The sequence below is a fragment of the Burkholderia sp. AU45251 genome (assembly GCF_030482905.1).
Taxonomy (GTDB): Bacteria; Pseudomonadota; Gammaproteobacteria; order Burkholderiales; family Burkholderiaceae; genus Burkholderia; species Burkholderia aenigmatica.
In genome coordinates, this window is sequence record NZ_JAUJQH010000010.1 from 81,863 (window position 1) to 99,264 (window position 17,402).

Here is a 17,402-nt window from a genome sequence, read left to right on the forward strand (position 1 = left end):
GCTGTTCGGCAAACGCCTGTTCAAAGAGGAAGCAGACATGTTGAGCGTGCTGGCGAGAGTCATCGATATCGCGATGGTCGTGATGGGGGCGTTGATCGCCGCCACGCTGCACGGTGGCAGCATCTGGCTCAACGACCTGCAGCGCACGATGATGCTGTTCGATTGCCTGCTCGTCGTCGTGTGCTTTCCCGCCTTCGGCATCTACCAGTCGTGGCGCGGCAAGCGTCTCGTCGGGCTGGTGGGGCGGGTTGCGTTCGCGTGGCTCGTGGTCGAGCTCGCGGGCATCCTGTTGAGCTTCAGCTTTCATCAGTCGGGCGACCTGTCGCGGCTGTGGCTGGGTTACTGGGCGCTCGTGACGATGGCGCTGCTCGTCGGTTCGAAGGCCTGCGTGCACGTCGTGCTGCGGCAACTGCGTCGCGGCGGCTACAACCTGAAGGCGGTCGCGATCGTCGGCGGTACGCCGGCGGCGCGGCGGCTGATCGCGCAGATGCGGGCGCGGCCGGAAGCCGGTTTCAATCCGGTGTGCGTGTACGACGAAAGCGAAGCGCCGGGCGAAGTCGCGCTCGACGACGTGCGCATCGAGCGGCAGTTCGAATCGCTGGTGTGGCTGGTGCGCAGCCGCGCGATCAGCGAGCTGTGGCTCACGTTGCCGATCACGGAGGAGCGTCGGATTCACCAGATCGTGACGGTGTTCCGCCACGACTTCGTGAATATCCGCTTCATCCCGGACGTGCGCACGCTGTCGTTCTTCAACCAGGAAGTGGTCGAGGTGCTCGGCGTGCCGGCGATCAACCTCGCGGCGTCGCCGATCACCGACGTGCGGATCCTGCCGAAGTTCGTGTTCGACCGGGCGTTCGCGCTGGTGGCGCTCACGGGCCTCGCGCCGGTGATGCTGCTGATCGCGTGCCTGATCAAGCTGACGTCGCGCGGGCCGGTGTTCTTTCGCCAGAAGCGCAAGGGCATCGACGGGCACGAGTTCGAGATCTACAAGTTTCGCTCGATGAAGGTGCACCAGGAAGTGGCGGGGCAGGTCACGCAGGCGAAGAAGAACGATTCGCGCGTGACGCCGGTCGGCCGGTTCCTGCGCCGCACGAGCCTCGACGAGCTGCCGCAGTTCATCAACGTGCTGAAGGGCGAGATGTCGGTGGTCGGCCCGCGCCCGCATGCGCTCGCGCACGACGACATCTACAAGGATCTGGTCAAGGGCTACATGTTCCGCTACCGGATCAAGCCGGGCATCACCGGGTGGGCGCAGATCAACGGCTTTCGCGGCGAGACCGACCAGATCGAGAAGATGATGGGACGCGTGAAGCTCGATCTGTACTACATGCAGAACTGGTCATTCTGGCTCGACATCAAGATCGTCGTGCTGACGCTCTGGAAAGGCTTCACCGGCAGCAACGCTTATTGAGTCTCGAGGCCGCGCCACGCAGGCATTCCGGCTTTACGAATTTCGAATCATTGGTCAAGAGGTCCGACACATCATGAATCTGACTATCATCGGCAGCGGTTACGTAGGTCTTGTCACCGGCGCCTGTCTCGCCGACATCGGGCACGACGTGTTCTGTCTCGACGTCGACCAGGCAAAGATCGACATCCTGAACAACGGCGGCGTGCCGATCCACGAGCCGGGTCTCAAGGAAGTGATCGCGCGCAACCGCTCGGCCGGCCGCCTGCGTTTCTCGACCGACATCGAGGCCGCGGTCGCGCACGGCGACGTGCAGTTCATCGCGGTCGGCACGCCGCCCGACGAGGACGGCTCGGCCGACCTGCAATACGTGCTCGCGGCGGCGCGCAACATCGGCCGCCACATGACAGGTTTCAAGGTGATCGTCGACAAGTCGACGGTGCCGGTCGGCACGGCCGAGCGCGTGCGCGCGGCGGTGGCGGAAGAGCTCGCGAAGCGCGGCGCCGACCAGATGTTCTCGGTCGTGTCGAATCCGGAATTCCTGAAGGAGGGCGCGGCGGTCGACGATTTCACGCGGCCGGATCGCATCGTGATCGGCTGCGACGACGACGTGCCGGGCGAGCGCGCCCGCGAACTGATGAAGAAGCTGTACGCACCGTTCAACCGTAACCACGAACGCACGCTGTACATGGACGTGCGCTCGGCCGAATTCACGAAATACGCGGCGAACGCGATGCTCGCGACCCGCATTTCGTTCATGAACGAACTGGCGAACCTCGCCGACCGCTTCGGCGCGGACATCGAGGCCGTGCGCCGCGGGATCGGCTCCGATCCGCGTATCGGCTATCACTTCCTGTATGCCGGCTGCGGCTACGGCGGCTCGTGCTTCCCGAAGGATGTCGAGGCGCTGATCCGCACGGCTGACGAGAACGGGCAGGTCCTGCAGATCCTGAAGGCCGTGTCGTCGGTCAATGCGACGCAAAAGCGCGTGCTCGCCGACAAGATCGTCGCGCGCTTCGGCGAGGACCTGACCGGCCGCACGTTCGCCATCTGGGGCCTCGCGTTCAAGCCGAACACCGACGACATGCGCGAGGCGCCGAGCCGTGAGCTGATCGCCGAGCTGCTGTCGCGCGGGGCGCGCATCGCCGCGTACGACCCGGTCGCGCAGCAGGAAGCGCGCCGCGTGATCGCGCTCGATCTCGCCGATCACCCGAGCTGGCTCGAGCGCCTGACCTTCGTCGACGACGAGGCGCAGGCCGCCCGCGATGCCGACGCGCTCGTGATCGTCACCGAATGGAAGATCTTCAAGAGCCCCGACTTCATCGCGCTCGGCCGCCTGTGGAAGACGCCGGTGATCTTCGATGGCCGGAACTTGTACGAGCCGGAGACGATGAGCGAGCAGGGCATCGAATACCACCCGATCGGCCGGCCGGGCTCGCGCCAGGCCGTCGCCGCCCGTGTGCCGGGCACCGCGCCTGCAAGCGCGTAACCCGTTTCCCGTCACTCGTTACGAGACGCCATGTTCCGGAACATCCTGATCGTCTGCCACGCGAACGTCTGCCGCAGCCCGGCAGCGGAAATGCTGTTCAAGTCGCACGTCGCGTCACGCGGCGGCCCGCGCCCGACGTTCCACTCGGCGGGCGTGCATGCGAACGACGGCGACGGCATCGATCCGGTGATGCGTCAGCTGCTTGCCGAGCGGGGCGTCGATGCGACGACCCACCGCTCGCGGCGGCTGTCGCGCCGGATTGTGCGCGACGCCGACCTGATTCTCGTCAGCGAGCGTGGACAGATCAAGGCCGTCGAATCGGTCGATCCGTTCGCGCGCGGCAAGGTCCACCTGCTCGGCAAGTGGGAAGGGGCCGAGATTGCCGACCCGCACGGCGGCCCCGAGGCCGATTACCGCGAGAGCTACTCACTGATCGAACGTCTGGTTCAAGGATGGCTACAGAAACTATGCTGAAACGCCCGATGCGCCCGGTGGCGCTTGCCGTCGCGCTGACGACTTTCCTGTCAGCCTGTGCAACCGCTCCCGGCAACTACCTCGACTCGTCGAACCTGAAGGACGAAGGCCGGCAGGAAGCGGCCGAAACCTATCCGGTTCATTACATCGACGCCAAAGTGGTGATGGACCAGCTGCAGAAAGCGCAGGTCGACCATCCGCTGCCGCCCGGACGTTACACCGATCCGTCGGAGTACGTGTACCGCGTCGGCCCGCAGGACATCCTCGGCGTCACCGTGTGGGACCACCCCGAGCTGACGACGCCGCAGGGCCAGTCGTTCTCGAGCGGCGGCAACACGACGCAGTCGGTCGCCGGCGCGCTGCAGCAGCCGTATACGACCGCGCTGCCGGGCCAGGCCGATCCGTACGGCCAGACGGTCGCATCCGACGGCACGATCTTCTTCCCGTTCGTCGGCCGCATCAAGGTGGCCGGCAAGACGGTCGCGCAGATCCGCGAGCAGATGGCCACCACGCTGTCGCGCTATGTGAAGAATCCGCAGCTCGACGTGCGCGTGCTGTCGTTCCGCAGCCAGAAGGTGCAGGTGACGGGCGAGGTGAAGCAGCCGGGCCCGCTCGCGGTGAGCGACGTGCCGCTGACGCTCGTCGACGCGATCTCGCGCTCGGGCGGCTCGACCAACGAGGCCGACCTGCAGCGCGTGCGCCTGACGCGCGACGGCAAGCTCTACACGCTCGACGCGAACGGCGTGCTCGATCGCGGCGAAGTGAAGCAGAACGTGATGCTGCAGCCGGGTGACATCATCAACGTGCCGGACCGCAGCGACAGCCGCGTGTTCATCATGGGCGAGGTCAAGACGCCGGTCACGGTGCCGATGCTCAAGGGCAAGCTGACCCTCGCCGATGCGCTGACGTCCGGCGGCGGCATCCTCGACACGGATGCGAACCCGCGCAAGATTTACGTGATGCGCGGGATGCATGACAACCCGACGAAGCCGGAAGTGTTCCGTCTCGACATGACGCAGCCGGATGCGCTGATGCTGTCGAGCCGCTTCCCGCTTCAGCCGCTCGACGTCGTCTACGTCAGCACGGCCAGCTCGGTGCAGTTCAACCGTGTGCTGCAGCAGGTGCTGCCGACGATCCAGACGATCTTCTTCATGCGGCAAATCACGCGCTGATAGCCCGCCGGGGCGGCGCCTCCGCCCCGGCACCACTCAAGCGGGAACGAATGGTGAACACGCAAGCGAAACACTCCTACGCGGATCTGTCCGCGAAAACCGAGGAAGAGGACGTCGTCCTCGGCCAGTTGCTCCAGGTGATCATGGACGACATCTGGCTGCTGCTCGGCATCGCGGTGACGGTCGTCGCGCTCGCCGGCCTCTACTGCTTCGTCGCGAAGCCGGTCTATCAGGCCGACGTGCACGTGCGGGTCGAGGGCAACGACAACACGTCGCAGGCGCTCACGCAGACGCAGACGGGCGCGTCGATCAACAGCGGCCCGCAGCAGGCGCCGACCGATGCGGAAATCGAGATCATCAAGAGCCGCGGCGTGGTCGCGCCGGTGGTCGAGCAGTTCAAGCTGAACTTCTCGGTCGTGCCGAAGACGCTGCCGGTGATCGGCAGCTTCGCCGCGCGCGTCGCGACCCCGGGCGAACCGGCGCGGCCGTGGCTCGGCCTGAAGTCGTACGCCTGGGGCGGTGAAGTCGCCGACGTCGATTCGATCAACGTCGTGCCCGCGCTCGAAGGCAAGAAGCTGACGCTGACGGCCGGCCCGAACGGCACCTATTCGATCGTCGACCAGAACGGCATGCGGCTGCTGTCGGGTCATGTCGGCGAATCGGCGCAGGGCGGCGGTGTGACGCTGCTCGTGTCGAAGCTCGTCGCGCGCCCCGGTACGCAGTTCACGGTGGTCCGCTACAACGATCTCGACGCGATCAGCGGCTTCCAGACCGGCATCCAGGTGACCGAGCAGGGCAAGCAGACGGGCGTCGTGCAGATCTCGCTCGAAGGCAAGGACCCGGACCAGACCGCCGCGATCGCGAACGCGCTCGCGCAGTCGTACCTGAACCAGCACGTGGTCGCGAAGCAGGCCGAAGCGACCAAGATGCTCGACTTCCTGAAGGGCGAGGAGCCGCGCCTGAAGGCCGACCTCGAACGTGCAGAAGCTGCGCTGACGCAATACCAGCGCACGTCGGGCTCGATCAACGCGAGCGACGAGGCGAAGGTCTACCTCGAAGGCAGCGTGCAGTACGAGCAGCAGATCGCCGCGCAGCGCCTGCAACTCGCGTCGCTCGCGCAGCGCTTCACCGATTCGCACCCGATGGTGATCGCCGCGAAGCAGCAGCTCGCGGAGCTGCAGGGCGAGAAGGACAAGTTCAGCAACCGCTTCCGCAGCCTGCCGGCCACCGAAGTGAAGGCCGTCCAGCTGCAGCGTGACGCGAAGGTTGCCGAGGACATCTACGTGCTGCTGCTGAACCGCGTGCAGGAGCTGTCGGTGCAGAAGGCCGGCACGGGCGGCAACATCCACCTCGTCGACTCGGCGCTGCGTCCGGGCGATCCGGTCAAGCCGAAGAAGGTGCTGATTCTGTCGGCCGCGGTGTTCCTCGGGCTGATCCTCGGCACGGGCGTCGTGTTCCTGCGCCGCAACATGTTCCAGGGCATCGAGGATCCGGACCGCATCGAGCGCGCGTTCAACCTGCCGCTGTACGGGCTGGTGCCGCAAAGCGCCGAGCAGGTGAAGCTCGACGCGCAGGCCGAGAAGGGCGGCAGCCGTGCGCGGCCGATCCTCGCGAGCCTGCGTCCGAAGGATCTCAGTGTCGAGAGCCTGCGCAGCCTGCGCACCGCGATGCAGTTCGCGATGATGGACGCGAAGAACCGCGTGATCGTGCTGACGGGCCCGACGCCCGGGATCGGCAAGAGCTTCCTGACGGTCAACCTCGCGGTGCTGCTCGCCCATTCGGGCAAGCGCGTGCTGCTGATCGACGCGGACATGCGGCGCGGCCTGCTCGACCGTTACTTCGGCCTCACGTCGCAGCCGGGCCTGTCCGAGCTGCTGAGCGACCAGTCGGCGCTCGAAGATGCCGTGCGCGAGACGCCGGTGCAGGGCCTGTCGTTCATCTCGGCCGGCACGCGCCCGCCGAACCCGTCGGAGCTGCTGATGTCGACGCGCCTGCCGCAATACCTCGAAGGGCTCGGCAAGCGCTACGACGTCGTGCTGATCGATTCGCCGCCGGTGCTGGCAGTGACCGACGCGACCATCATCGGCCGCATGGCCGGCTCGACGTTCCTCGTGCTGCGCTCGGGCATGCATACCGAGGGCGAGATCGCCGACGCGATCAAGCGCCTGCGCACCGCGGGTGTCGACCTGGAAGGCGGGATCTTCAACGGCGTGCCGCCGAAGGCGCGTGGCTACGGCCGCGGCTATGCGGCCGTGCATGAATACCTGAGCGCCTGATCCGCATCGCACGTAACCGGGCGGGCAGCGAGCGTTGCCCGCCCGGCCGACAGGAGAACCAACGATGAAAATTTCCGTGCTCGTTCCGACCTATCGGCGTCCCGCCGACCTCGCGCGCTGCCTGGCGGCGCTGCAGCGGCAGCATCGGCTGCCCGACGAGGTGATCGTCGTCGCGCGCCCGGAGGACGACGCCACGCACGAACGGCTCGCCGATCCGGCGGTCGGCGGCGCGCTGCCGCTGCGCATCGTGCCGGTCGAGGTGCCGGGCCAGGTCGCCGCACTGAACAAGGGGCTCGACTCGGCGAACGGCGACGTCGTCGCAATCACCGACGACGACGCGGCGCCGCATCCCGACTGGCTTGCACGCGTCGAGTCGGTGTTCGAAGCCGATCCGCGCGTGGGCGCGGTCGGCGGGCGCGACTGGGTGCACGAGAAGGGCCGCGTGCTCGACGAATCGCGCGAACTCGTCGGCCAGCTCACGCTGTCCGGCAAGATCGTCGGCAATCATCATCTCGGCGTCGGCGGTGCGCGCGAAGTCGACATGCTGAAAGGCGCGAACATGAGCTATCGCCGTGCCGCGATCGAGCGGCTGCGCTTCGACACGCGGCTGCGCGGCGCCGGGGCGCAGGTGCACAACGACATGGGTTTCAGCATGCACGTGCAGCGCGATGGCTGGAAGCTCGTCTACGACCCGGCAATCGCGGTCGATCATTTCCCGGCCGAGCGCTTCGACGACGACCGGCGCGATGCCGCGTCGCTGAATGCGATCAGCAACGGCGCGTACAACATGCACCTGATCCTGCGCGAGCATCTGTCGCCGATCCGGCGCGAGATCGCGTGGTGGTGGTGGACGCTGGTCGGTACGCGCGTCTACCCGGGCCTCGCGCACGTGCTGCTGTCGCTGCATACGGCGAAGCGCGAGCGGATCCGCGAGCACTGGCGCGCGGTGCGCCGCGGCGCGCGCGATGCCCGCCGCGCGAACCTTGCCCCCCATCGTGCGGCGATGCCGCCGGTGACGTCTTGAACGGTCCGCGCGCGCAACGCCGCGCGGCCACCCACGGAGGGCTGAAATGAAACTACCCCCACGCTCACTTTGTTCGCTGCCCCCCGAGGGGGCGGTCAATCTCCTTGGGGCGGCCCGGCGGAGACTGACATGACTACGGCTACCAAGGTCCACGTTCACCTGTTTTACGGCGCCGATCCGCGTACCTACCGGAAAGGCGAGGACATCGGCTGCCTGTACGGCTATCACCATGCCGAATCCGACGAATTCCGGCTGACCTATTCGCAGGATGGCGGCGAGAACCGCGTAGCCAGCCTCGCGCGCCGTACGCTGAAGGCGGCGCTCGGCTTCGACGTCGTGCATGCGTGGCGCAACCGCGCGGCGCTGCTGAACACCGATGTGATCTGGACGCACACGGAGCAGGAGCATCTCGCCGCTTCGCTGATCCTGAAGCTTGCCGGCGCGCAGGGCAAGCGCCCGCTGCTGCTCGCGCAGAGCGTGTGGCTGTTCGACAAGTGGGGCAGCTTCGGCGGCCCGCGCCGCTGGCTGTACCGCAAGCTGATCGCGCGTGCCGACGCGCTGACCACGCTGGCGCGCGACAACGCCGACCTGTGCCGCCGCTATCTCGGCCGCGACGCCGAGTTCGTCTACTACGGGCTGAACACGCAGGATTTCCCGATCAACGAGCCGCAGCAATGGCAACCGAACCGGCCGCTGCGGATCGCGGCGATCGGCAACGACCGCGACCGCGACTGGCGCACGTTCCTCGCCGCGTTCGGCGGCGACGAGCGCTACGACGTGCGGCTCGCGACGCGCCGCCGCGTGCCGCGCGAGTGGCATGCGCCGAACGTGAAGATCGGCTCGGCGTCGGGGCTCGCGAAGCAGCACGAGCTGTACGCGTGGGCCGACGTGATCGTCGTGCCGCTGCGGCCGAACTTCCACGCGTCGGGCATCACCGTGATGCTCGAGGCGGCGGCTGTCGGCAAGCCGATGATCGTGTCCGACGTCGGCGGGCTCAGCGACTACTTCCCGCACGATACGGCCGCCTATGTGCCGGCGTTCGACGCACAGGCGATGCGTCAGGCCGCCGATCGCTTCGTGGCCGATCCGGCCGCGGCGCTGGGCTGCGCGCGGGCCGCTGCCGCGTGCCTGCGCGAGCGCGACCTGACCACGCAGGCGTTCGCCGAGCAGCACGTGCGGATCACGCGCGACATGCTGCGCCGGCGCCGGACGCCGGCAGCCGCGGGCCTGGCGATGCCGCTCGCGGATTCGCGACCGTCGTCGCGGTGAGAGCGGATCGATGAGTACGATTACCGCCGAACGCGCGCCGTCGCGCAACCGCAACCGCAGCTGGCTACCCGAGCCGAAGCACTGGGTCGGGCAGGCCGGGCTGTGGACGTTCACCGCCGCGCTGATCGCCATTCACCAGGGCAAGGTGCTGACGCTCGCGTTTCCGGTGCTGGCCATCGCGGTCGGCATCTGGCTGTATTTCAAGAGTCCGGCGCGCTACGTCGGCTTCATGTGGTGGGTGTGGTTCCTGAGCCCGGAAGTGCGGCGTCTCGCCGACTGGTCGAAGGGTGCATTTACGCCAACGAGCCTGATCCAGGTCGCGCCGCTCGCGGTGACGATGATCGCCGGCCTCGGGCTGATCCGGCATTACCGCGTACTCGCGCAGCGGCGCGGGATCCCGATCCTGCTGATGCTGTTCGGGCTCGCGTACGCGTACCTCGTCGGGATCGTGTCGAGCGGCGTGATGGCCGCGACCTACGACCTCGCGAACTGGGTGTACCCGGTGCTGATCGGCTTTCACATCATGGTCAACGCGCGCGACTACCCGGAGTACCGCGACGTGCTGCTGTCCACGTTCATGTGGGGCATGCTGGTGATGGGCGTGTACGGCGTCGTGCAGTACTTCGTGATGCCGCAGTGGGACGTGCTGTGGATGATCGGTTCGGACATGGGTTCGCAGGGTGAGCCGGTGCCGTACGGCGTGCGCGTGTTCAGCACGATGAACTCGTCGGGGCCGTTCGCGTTCGCGATGATGGGCGCGCTGGTGTTCGTGCTCGCGGCGCCGCAGAAGATCCGCTGGTTCGCGGGGGCGGCCGGCTTCGTGTCGTTCGCGCTGTGTCTCGTGCGCTCGACGTGGGGCGGCTGGGTGATCGCGCTCGCGATCCAGCTCGCGCAGTCGAACAACCGCGTGCGGATGCGGATCCTGATCAGCGGCGTCGTGCTGGTCGGGCTGTGCGTGCCGCTGCTGACCGTCGGGCCGGTGGCCGATCGCCTCGGCCAGCGTCTCCAGTCGATCACGAACCTGAAGGACGACCGCAGCTACGACGACCGCAACAAGTTCTACGCGACCTTCGCGCAGACGGCGTTTACCGACGTCGCCGGCGAAGGGATGGGCGCGACGGGCGCATCGACGAAGCTGTCGAGCGACAGCGGCGAACTCGGCAAGTACGGCAGCTTCGACAGCGGCGTGATGAACGTGCCGTTCGTGCTCGGCTGGCCCGGCACGCTGCTGTACCTCGCCGGCGTCGTGATGCTGTTCGGCCGCACGCTGCGCGCGGCGTTCAAGCTGCGCAAGGACAAGTTCGTCGGCGCGTGCCTGAGTCTGTGCCTGTCGACCTTCGCGATGCTCGTGTTCACGAACTCGCTGATCGGCACGGGCGGCCTGCTGATGTTCACAGCCATTTTTTCGATTCTTTCCGCGGCGCACTGGCAAAAGGCACAACGCCTGCTGGCCGCCGCGCGTTTACGGGGAGGCGACCATTGAGAATCGCGATCGTCACGCACGTCGTGCGACATAACGACGGGCAGGGCCGCGTCAATTACGAAATCGCGCGCGCGGCGCTGGCCGAGAACTACGAGGTCACGCTAGTCGCGTCGCACGTCGCGCCCGAGCTGCTGGCCGACCCGCGCGTGCGCTGGGTGCCGGTGAAGGTCGGCGGCTTCTGGCCGTCGAACCTCGTCAAGCAGCAGGTGTTCGCGCTGAAGAGCGCGGCCTGGCTGCGCGCGCATCGCGACGAGTACGACGTGCTGCACGTGAACGGCTTCATTTCGTGGATCAAGGCCGACGTGAATACCGCGCACTTCGTGCACGGCGGCTGGTTCAAGAGTCCGTACTATCCGTTCGGGCCGACGAAGGGGCTGTGGTCGGCGTACCAGTACGTCTATACGCGCGTGAACACCACGCTCGAGCGCTGGGCGTACCGGCGTTCGCGCGCGATCACGGCCGTGTCGCAGAAGGTGGCCGACGAGATCGCCGGGCTCGGCATCGACAGCCGCAAGATCAGCGTGATCTACAACGGCGTCGACACCAGCGCATTCGCGGGCGCGCAGGCCGATCGCGCGGCGTTCAAGCTGCCGGACGATGCGTTCCTGCTGCTGTTCGTCGGCGACCTGCGCACGCCGCGCAAGAACCTCGGCACCGTGCTGAAGGCGCTGACGAAGCTGCCGGCGAACGTGCATCTGGCGGTGGCCGGCTACCTGCCCGGCAGCCCGTATCCGGACGAGGCGCGCGCGCTCGGCATCGATTCGCGCGTGCATTTCCTCGGTCTCGTGAAAAACATGCCGACGCTGATGCGCTCGGTCGACGCGTATGTCTTTCCGTCGCGCTACGAAGCGATGAGCCTGTCGCTGCTCGAGGCGATGGCGGCCGGGCTGCCGGTCGTCACCGCGCGCACGGCGGGCGGCGCGGAAATCATTACGCGTGAATGCGGGATCGTGCTGGAGGATCCGGACGATCCGGCCGCGCTCGCGCAGGCGATCGGTACGCTCGCGGCGTCGCGCGACACCTGTCGCGCGATGGGCGCCGCCGCCCGCGAACTGATGACCCGTTTCGGCTGGGCGCACATGGGCGCCCAGTATGTCGCGCTCTATCGGCGCATCGGCCAACCTTCGCAGCCGTCCGCTTTCGAGCGGGTCGAGCATGCGGTCACGCAGGAGCAGTCGTGATGTCCCAATCTTCCCGGCCGATCAAATCGTTGCAAATCGGCATGCACTGGTTCCCCGAACGAGCGGGCGGCCTCGACCGGATGTATTACTCGCTCGTCGGCGCGCTGCCGGGCGCGGGTGTCGAGGTGCGCGGGCTCGTTGCCGGCTCGCCGAAGGTCGCCGACGACACGGATGGTGCGATCCAGGGTTTCGGCCCCGCAACGGAATCGCTCGCGCGCCGGATGCTCGCCGCGCGGCGAGCGCTGCGCGAGGAGGTTCGCAGCGAGCGGCCGGACGTGATCTCGTCGCACTTCGCGCTGTACACGTTCCCGGGCCTCGACGTCACGCGCGGGATTCCGCAGGTGTCGCACTTCCAGGGGCCGTGGGCCGACGAAAGCCAGGTCGAGGGTGCCGCGTCGCTCGGGCAGCGCGCGAAGCGCTATCTCGAACAGGCCGTCTATACGCGTTCGTCGCGGCTGATCGTGCTGTCGCAGGCGTTCGGCCAGATCCTGACGAATCGCTACGGAATCGATCCGTCGCGCGTACGCGTGATTCCCGGCTGCGTCGATACCGCGCAGTTCGACACGCCGCTCACGCCCGGCGAGGCGCGGCACAAGCTGCAACTGCCGCAGGACCGGCCGATCGTGCTGGCCGTGCGCCGGCTCGTGCGGCGCATGGGGCTGGAGGACCTGATCGACGCGATCGGCCTCCTCAAGCACCGTCACCCGGACGTGCTGCTGCTGATCGCCGGCAAGGGCAAGATCGGCGAGGAACTGCAGCAGCGCATCGATGCGGCCGGGCTGCAGGACAACGTGAAGCTGCTCGGCTTCGTGCCCGACAACCATCTTGCGGCGCTGTACCGCGCGGCGACGGTCAGTGTCGTGCCGACGGTCGCGCTCGAAGGCTTCGGGCTGATCACCGTCGAATCGCTCGCGTCCGGCACGCCCGTGCTGGTCACGCCGGTCGGCGGGTTGCCGGAGGCCGTCGCCGGGTTGTCCAGCGATCTCGTGCTGCCGTCCACCGGCGCGGACGCGATTGCGGAAGGCCTCGGCGCCGCGCTGTCGGGCGCGATCACGCTACCCGACGAGGCCGCGTGCAAGCGCTATGCGCGCGATCATTTCGACAACGCGGTGATCGCGCGGCGCGTAGCCGGCGTGTACGAAGAGGCGATCCAGGCAGCGGGTTGAGTGCCCGCGGCGCGCAACCTGCGCGCCGAACCGAAAGCCGGACCGGTGCGCGCGCGACCGGTTCGCGTGCCGGCCGCCTGCGAAGGGCTGGCCGGCCTTCTCCATCCGATACGCGGCGCCGGCACGCATCACGCGCGCCTGAGCGTCGCAGCCCAGACACCGAGCGCCGCCACGCTCACGACGGCGCCGAGCACACAGACGCCCGTCCATCCGGCGCGCGCATACATCATCGTCGACGCAATCGCGCCGAGCCCGCTGCCGGCCGAATAGAACAGCATGTAGCAGCCGACGAGGCGCGCATGCGCATCGGGCCGCGCGCCGAGAATCATGCTCTGGTTGACGACGTGGACGGCCTGTCCGCCGACATCGAGCAGCACGATGCCGACGATCAACCACGCAATCGACGTATTGCCGAACGCGAGCGGCAACCACGAACACGCGAGCAACGCGAGCGCGGCGCCGGTCGTCGCTTCGCCGCGCCCGCGATCCGCGAGCCGGCCCGCGCGGGCGGCCGCTGCCGCACCCAGCGCGCCGACCAGGCCGAACGCGCCGATCTGCGTATGCGACATCGCGTGCGGCGGCGCGCTCAGCGGCAGCACCAGCGCGCTCCAGAAGATGCTGAATGCCGCGAACATCAGCAGCGCGATCGCGCCGCGCACGCGCAGCACGCGTTCATTGCGCAGCAGCGACACCATCGATCGCAGCAGCGCCGCGTAGCCGATGCGCTCGCGCGGCCCGTTCTCGTCCGGCAACAGCCGCGACAGCACGGCGAGCATGGCGATCGCGAGCGCGCCCGACACCAGATAGACGGCCCGCCAGCCCGCGATATCGGTGACGACGCCGGCCAGCGAGCGTGCGGCCAGCAACCCGACCACGACGCCGCCTTGCGCGGCCCCCACCACGCGCCCGCGTTCGCCGGCGCCCGCCAGCGCGGCCGAGCACGCGATCAGCCCTTGCGTCATCGCGGTGCCGAGCAGCCCGACGGCGACCATCCCTGCCAGCAGCGCGACGCGCGTCGACGAGGCGGCGACACCGATGCAGGCCGCCGTCAGCAGCAGGAGCTGCACGGCGATCAGGCGTTTGCGGTTCAGCAGGTCGCCAAGCGGGACGACGAACAGCAGCGCGAGCGCACAGCCGAGCTGCGTCGCGGTGATGACACCGCCGACGGCCGCCTGCGACACGCCGAAATCCCGCGCGATCGAATCGAGCAGCGGTTGCGCGTAGTAGACGTTCGCGACGCTGGCCGCGCAGCAGACGGCCAGCAACGCGACGCGCGCCGCGGACAGGCGGCCGACGTCGGCCGGATGCGCTGCAGGGGCAGGTGCGTTCGATGCAACGCTGCCGGAATGACAGGAAGAATCCATGAGTTCCCTTACGCAAAGTAGTTGCAAATTGAAACCAGAATGGAGTGTAGGAAAAGTAGTTTTAAAATGCAACTTGTTGTGCGGCGGGCGAGACGTCCGCGCACGGATGGCCGGCGTTGCCGAGAAGGCGGCCGGCGCGATGGCGGAGAGGAACATGGCCAGGCAGAAAAGTCTTGCGGATTCGCCGTGCCCGGTGGCACGGGCGACCGATATCGTCGGCGATCGCTGGGCATTGCTGATCGTGCGCGATGCATTCGACGGCGTGCGCCGGTTCGGCGATTTCCGCGCGAGCCTCGGCGTCGCGAGCAACATCCTGTCCGACCGGCTCAGGATGCTGGTGGACGCAGGCGTGTTCGACGTCGTGCCGGCGTCGGACGGCAGTGCGTATCAGGAGTACGCGCTGACCAAAAAGGGCGAAGGGCTGTTTCCGGTGATCGTGATGCTGCGGCAGTGGGGCGAGGCGAACCTGTTCGCGCGCGGCGAGCCGCATTCGGTGCTGGTCGACCGCAGTACCGGGCGCGCGATCCGCAAGCTCGCGCTGCGGCATGACGACGGCCGGCCTTTGAAGGCGGCGGAGACTGCCGTGAAGAAGATCGGCGACGAAGCCGGTACGACGCGACAGTGAGCGTCATGCGCGACGGCTGTGCCGTCGGATAGACTGTCGCGATCGTCGTCGACCGGAGCCGCATCGTCATGTCCCACCCGCTGGATTCCGCCGGTTATCGGCTGCTGCTCGACTTGCAGCGTCGCATCCACGACTACTGCGAGCGCGAGGGCGCCGAGGACGGGCGCGACCATGCCGATCCGGCTGAGCCGCTGTGGCAGACCGATTTCAACCATGTCACCGTCGCGCCGATGCGGGCCGGGTTGCATGTCCGGTACTTCGGCGGCGCCTGGGAGGAGCCGTTCGACTGGACGCTGCAATGTCTGGCCGAGCGGGACGTCGCGGCGCTCGTGACCGATCTCGCGTTCAGCGGCCTCGACGAAGGCGCGAACGGCACGCGCGAATGGGATTTCGGTCCGCTGCTCGATTCGGACGCGCGCTTCCCGATGCTGCGCTCGCTGTATGTGCGGCCGACCGAACCGGCCGATCACAACCAGTCGATGGTCGTGCGCCGCGACCTGATCATGCAGGAGGGCGGCGAGATTGCCCGCTTTGCCGCGAAGGCGCCGTTTCTCACCGAGCTGACGGTGCCGAATGCGCCCGACGCGCGCTTCTTCGACGTGCCGCTTGCGCATCTCCAGCGGCTGCGCATCGGCGGTGGAGACGACACGCAGCAGTTCATCGAGCGTCTTGCCGGCAGCGACAACCTGTCGTCGCTCGGCTGGCTCGATTTCTCCGAATCGACCGCATTGCATTCGACGTGGAAGCGCGCGCGCGACGCTGGCAGCGTCACGTCGTTCGAGGCCTACGAGCGCTTGCTGAAGAGCCCGGCCGGCCAGCGGCTCCACACGCTGACGCTGAGAAATACCTGTCTCGATCGGGACGCGCTCGACGCGCTGCAGGCCCTGCATCCGCGGCTGTCGTTCATGGTGATCCAGGCCGGCCACGGCGGCTACGTGAGTCACTTCAAGGACAACGTGTTCCCGTGGCGTCACCTGGTCCAGCGCGACCCCGGCGACGCCTGACCGCCTCCGTTCAATCGGCTGCCGCCACGGCCTGACGCGCGGGCGATGCGCCGCGATGCGCATCGGGCCGCACCCGCGTCGCGAGCAACGCGGCGGCGACCAGCAGCGCGACCGACACGGCCGTTTCGGTCCGCAGCCCGTTCACGACCTGCGCCGCGCCGCCACCGCCGGCGAGCGCGCCGAACGCTGCGACGCCCATCGCGCCGCCGGCCTGCCGCGCGGTATTCAGCACGGCCGACGCGATGCCGGCCCGCTCGGGCGCGACCGACGCGAGCACGGCGGTCGTCATCGCCGGCACCGCGAAACCCATGCCCGACGGAATCAGCAGGAACGGTACCAGCAGCACGGCCAGCGGCGTCGATGCGTCGATGAAATGCAGCGACCCGTAGCCGAGTGCGGCGACGAGCGCGCCCGCCAGCATCGGCGCACGCGGGCCGTGACGCGCCACGACGCGGCCGCTCGCGAGGTTCGACAGCAGGAAGCCGCCCGTCAGCGGCAGGAACGCGAGGCCCGCCTGCAATGCCGATTCGCCGCGTGCGCGCTGCAGGTACAGCGCGAGCACGAACACGGTGCCGTAGTACGTGAGGTTCACGCAGATCCCGAACAGCACGGCCGCGCTGAACGTGCGATGGCGGAACAGCGACAACGGCAGCATCGGCGTGGCTGTGCGCGCTTCCACCGCGACGAATGCGAGCGCGGCGAGTGCGGCCAGCGCGAAGCCGCCGGCGACGACCGGATGCGCGAAGCCGAGCGGCCGCCATTCGATCACCGCGCCGGTCAGCGCGGTCAGCATCGCGATCGCGATGAACTGGCCGCGCAGGTCGAGTGCACGGACGGAACGGGAAGGCGTGGCCGGCGTAGCCCCCACGCGGCGCGCGGGTACCCATGCCAAGGCGGCCGCCAGCCCGGCCGCACACAGCGGCAGGTTCACGAGGAAGATGCCGCGCCAGCCCCACGCCGCGATCAGCAGGCCGCCGACGACCGGGCCGGCCGCGATCGAAATCGACCCGGCTGCCGTCCATCCGCCGACGGCTCGCGCACGCAGGTGCGGGTCGTGCCGGCACGCGTCGTTGAGCAGTGCGAGCGAATTGGGCAGCATCGCCGCGGCACCGACGCCCTGCAGCGCGCGCGCCGCGATCAGCATCGCGGGCGTGCTGGCAGCACCGCAAGCGAGCGACGCGACCGCGAACAGCCCGAGGCCCGCGATGTACAGGCGGCGCGCGCCGAACCAGTCGCCGAGCGCGCCGCCCGACAGCATCAGTACCGCGAACGCGAGCGTGTACGCATCGACGACCCACTGCAGGCCGGCGACCGGCAAGTGCAGGTCGCCGGCGAGATGCGCAAGCGCGATGTTGACGATCGTCACGTCGAGTTGCGTGACGACGAAGCCGGTGCTGACGGTCGCGACGATGCGGGCGAGCGCGGGCGGGAAGGCGGAGGAGGGGGCGGTCGTATCCATGCGTCAAT

The 17,402-nt window shown here is 68.2% G+C and carries 14 protein-coding genes; 12 read left to right on the forward strand and 2 right to left on the reverse strand.

The window, feature by feature from the left end; all coding sequences use genetic code 11:
• Nucleotides 1–37: 37 nt before the first annotated feature.
• From QZM67_RS20605 to QZM67_RS20650, 10 genes are all read left to right on the forward strand, one after another.
• Nucleotides 38–1,411 carry an undecaprenyl-phosphate glucose phosphotransferase gene (locus QZM67_RS20605; protein ID WP_011355869.1) on the forward strand — a complete coding sequence of 458 codons (1,374 nt, stop codon included), beginning with the start codon at nt 38–40 and terminating at the stop codon, nt 1,409–1,411.
• Nucleotides 1,412–1,484: 73 nt separating this feature from the next.
• On the forward strand, nt 1,485–2,897 hold the full coding sequence (locus QZM67_RS20610) for a UDP-glucose/GDP-mannose dehydrogenase family protein (RefSeq protein ID WP_301806209.1): 1,413 nt from the start codon (nt 1,485–1,487) through the stop codon (nt 2,895–2,897).
• A 30-nt stretch (nt 2,898–2,927) separates the two neighbouring features.
• Nucleotides 2,928–3,371, forward strand: a complete 444-nt coding sequence (locus QZM67_RS20615) for a low molecular weight protein-tyrosine-phosphatase (RefSeq protein ID WP_043177889.1) — start codon at nt 2,928–2,930, stop codon at nt 3,369–3,371.
• Nucleotides 3,365–4,543, forward strand: coding sequence for a polysaccharide biosynthesis/export family protein (locus QZM67_RS20620; RefSeq protein ID WP_043177888.1), 1,179 nt, complete (start codon nt 3,365–3,367; stop codon nt 4,541–4,543). The genes QZM67_RS20615 and QZM67_RS20620 overlap by 7 nt, the downstream gene beginning before the upstream one ends.
• Nucleotides 4,544–4,593: 50 nt before the next feature.
• Nucleotides 4,594–6,819, forward strand: coding sequence for a polysaccharide biosynthesis tyrosine autokinase (locus QZM67_RS20625; protein WP_043177886.1), 2,226 nt, complete (start codon nt 4,594–4,596; stop codon nt 6,817–6,819).
• A 64-nt stretch (nt 6,820–6,883) separates the two neighbouring features.
• The gene (locus QZM67_RS20630) at nt 6,884–7,843 is read left to right on the forward strand and encodes a glycosyltransferase family 2 protein (protein ID WP_175025061.1); all 960 of its coding nucleotides are present in this window, start codon (nt 6,884–6,886) and stop codon (nt 7,841–7,843) included.
• 129 nt (nt 7,844–7,972) lie between these two features.
• The gene (locus QZM67_RS20635; protein WP_301806213.1) at nt 7,973–9,112 is read left to right on the forward strand and encodes a glycosyltransferase family 4 protein; all 1,140 of its coding nucleotides are present in this window, start codon (nt 7,973–7,975) and stop codon (nt 9,110–9,112) included.
• A gap of 10 nt (nt 9,113–9,122) precedes the next feature.
• Nucleotides 9,123–10,595 (forward strand): O-antigen ligase, encoded by a 1,473-nt coding sequence (locus tag QZM67_RS20640; RefSeq protein WP_043179150.1) that lies wholly within the window; start codon nt 9,123–9,125, stop codon nt 10,593–10,595.
• Nucleotides 10,592–11,776 carry a glycosyltransferase family 4 protein gene (locus tag QZM67_RS20645; RefSeq protein ID WP_043177882.1) on the forward strand — a complete coding sequence of 395 codons (1,185 nt, stop codon included), beginning with the start codon at nt 10,592–10,594 and terminating at the stop codon, nt 11,774–11,776. Before QZM67_RS20640 ends, QZM67_RS20645 begins: the two co-directional genes overlap by 4 nt.
• A complete protein-coding gene (locus QZM67_RS20650; RefSeq protein ID WP_043177880.1) occupies nt 11,776–12,942 on the forward strand; it encodes a glycosyltransferase family 4 protein in 1,167 nt (388 codons plus the stop codon). Before QZM67_RS20645 ends, QZM67_RS20650 begins: the two co-directional genes overlap by 1 nt.
• A 128-nt stretch (nt 12,943–13,070) precedes the next feature.
• On the opposite strand, the gene QZM67_RS20655 is transcribed toward QZM67_RS20650, so the two are convergent.
• Complete coding sequence (locus QZM67_RS20655) at nt 13,071–14,306, reverse strand: MFS transporter (protein ID WP_301806217.1); 1,236 nt, start codon at nt 14,304–14,306, stop codon at nt 13,071–13,073.
• A gap of 154 nt (nt 14,307–14,460) precedes the next feature.
• Between QZM67_RS20655 and QZM67_RS20660 the strand changes: the two genes are divergently transcribed.
• Both QZM67_RS20660 and QZM67_RS20665 read left to right on the forward strand, forming a co-directional pair.
• Nucleotides 14,461–14,931: a helix-turn-helix domain-containing protein gene (locus QZM67_RS20660; protein WP_301806218.1), complete on the forward strand. Its 471-nt coding sequence runs from the start codon at nt 14,461–14,463 to the stop codon at nt 14,929–14,931.
• 68 nt (nt 14,932–14,999) lie between these two features.
• Complete coding sequence (locus QZM67_RS20665; protein ID WP_175025065.1) at nt 15,000–15,935, forward strand: hypothetical protein; 936 nt, start codon at nt 15,000–15,002, stop codon at nt 15,933–15,935.
• Between the two features lie 10 nt (nt 15,936–15,945).
• On the opposite strand, the gene QZM67_RS20670 is transcribed toward QZM67_RS20665, so the two are convergent.
• The gene (locus QZM67_RS20670; protein WP_301806219.1) at nt 15,946–17,394 is read right to left on the reverse strand and encodes an MFS transporter; all 1,449 of its coding nucleotides are present in this window, start codon (nt 17,392–17,394) and stop codon (nt 15,946–15,948) included.
• Between the last annotated feature and the right edge of the window lie 8 nt (nt 17,395–17,402).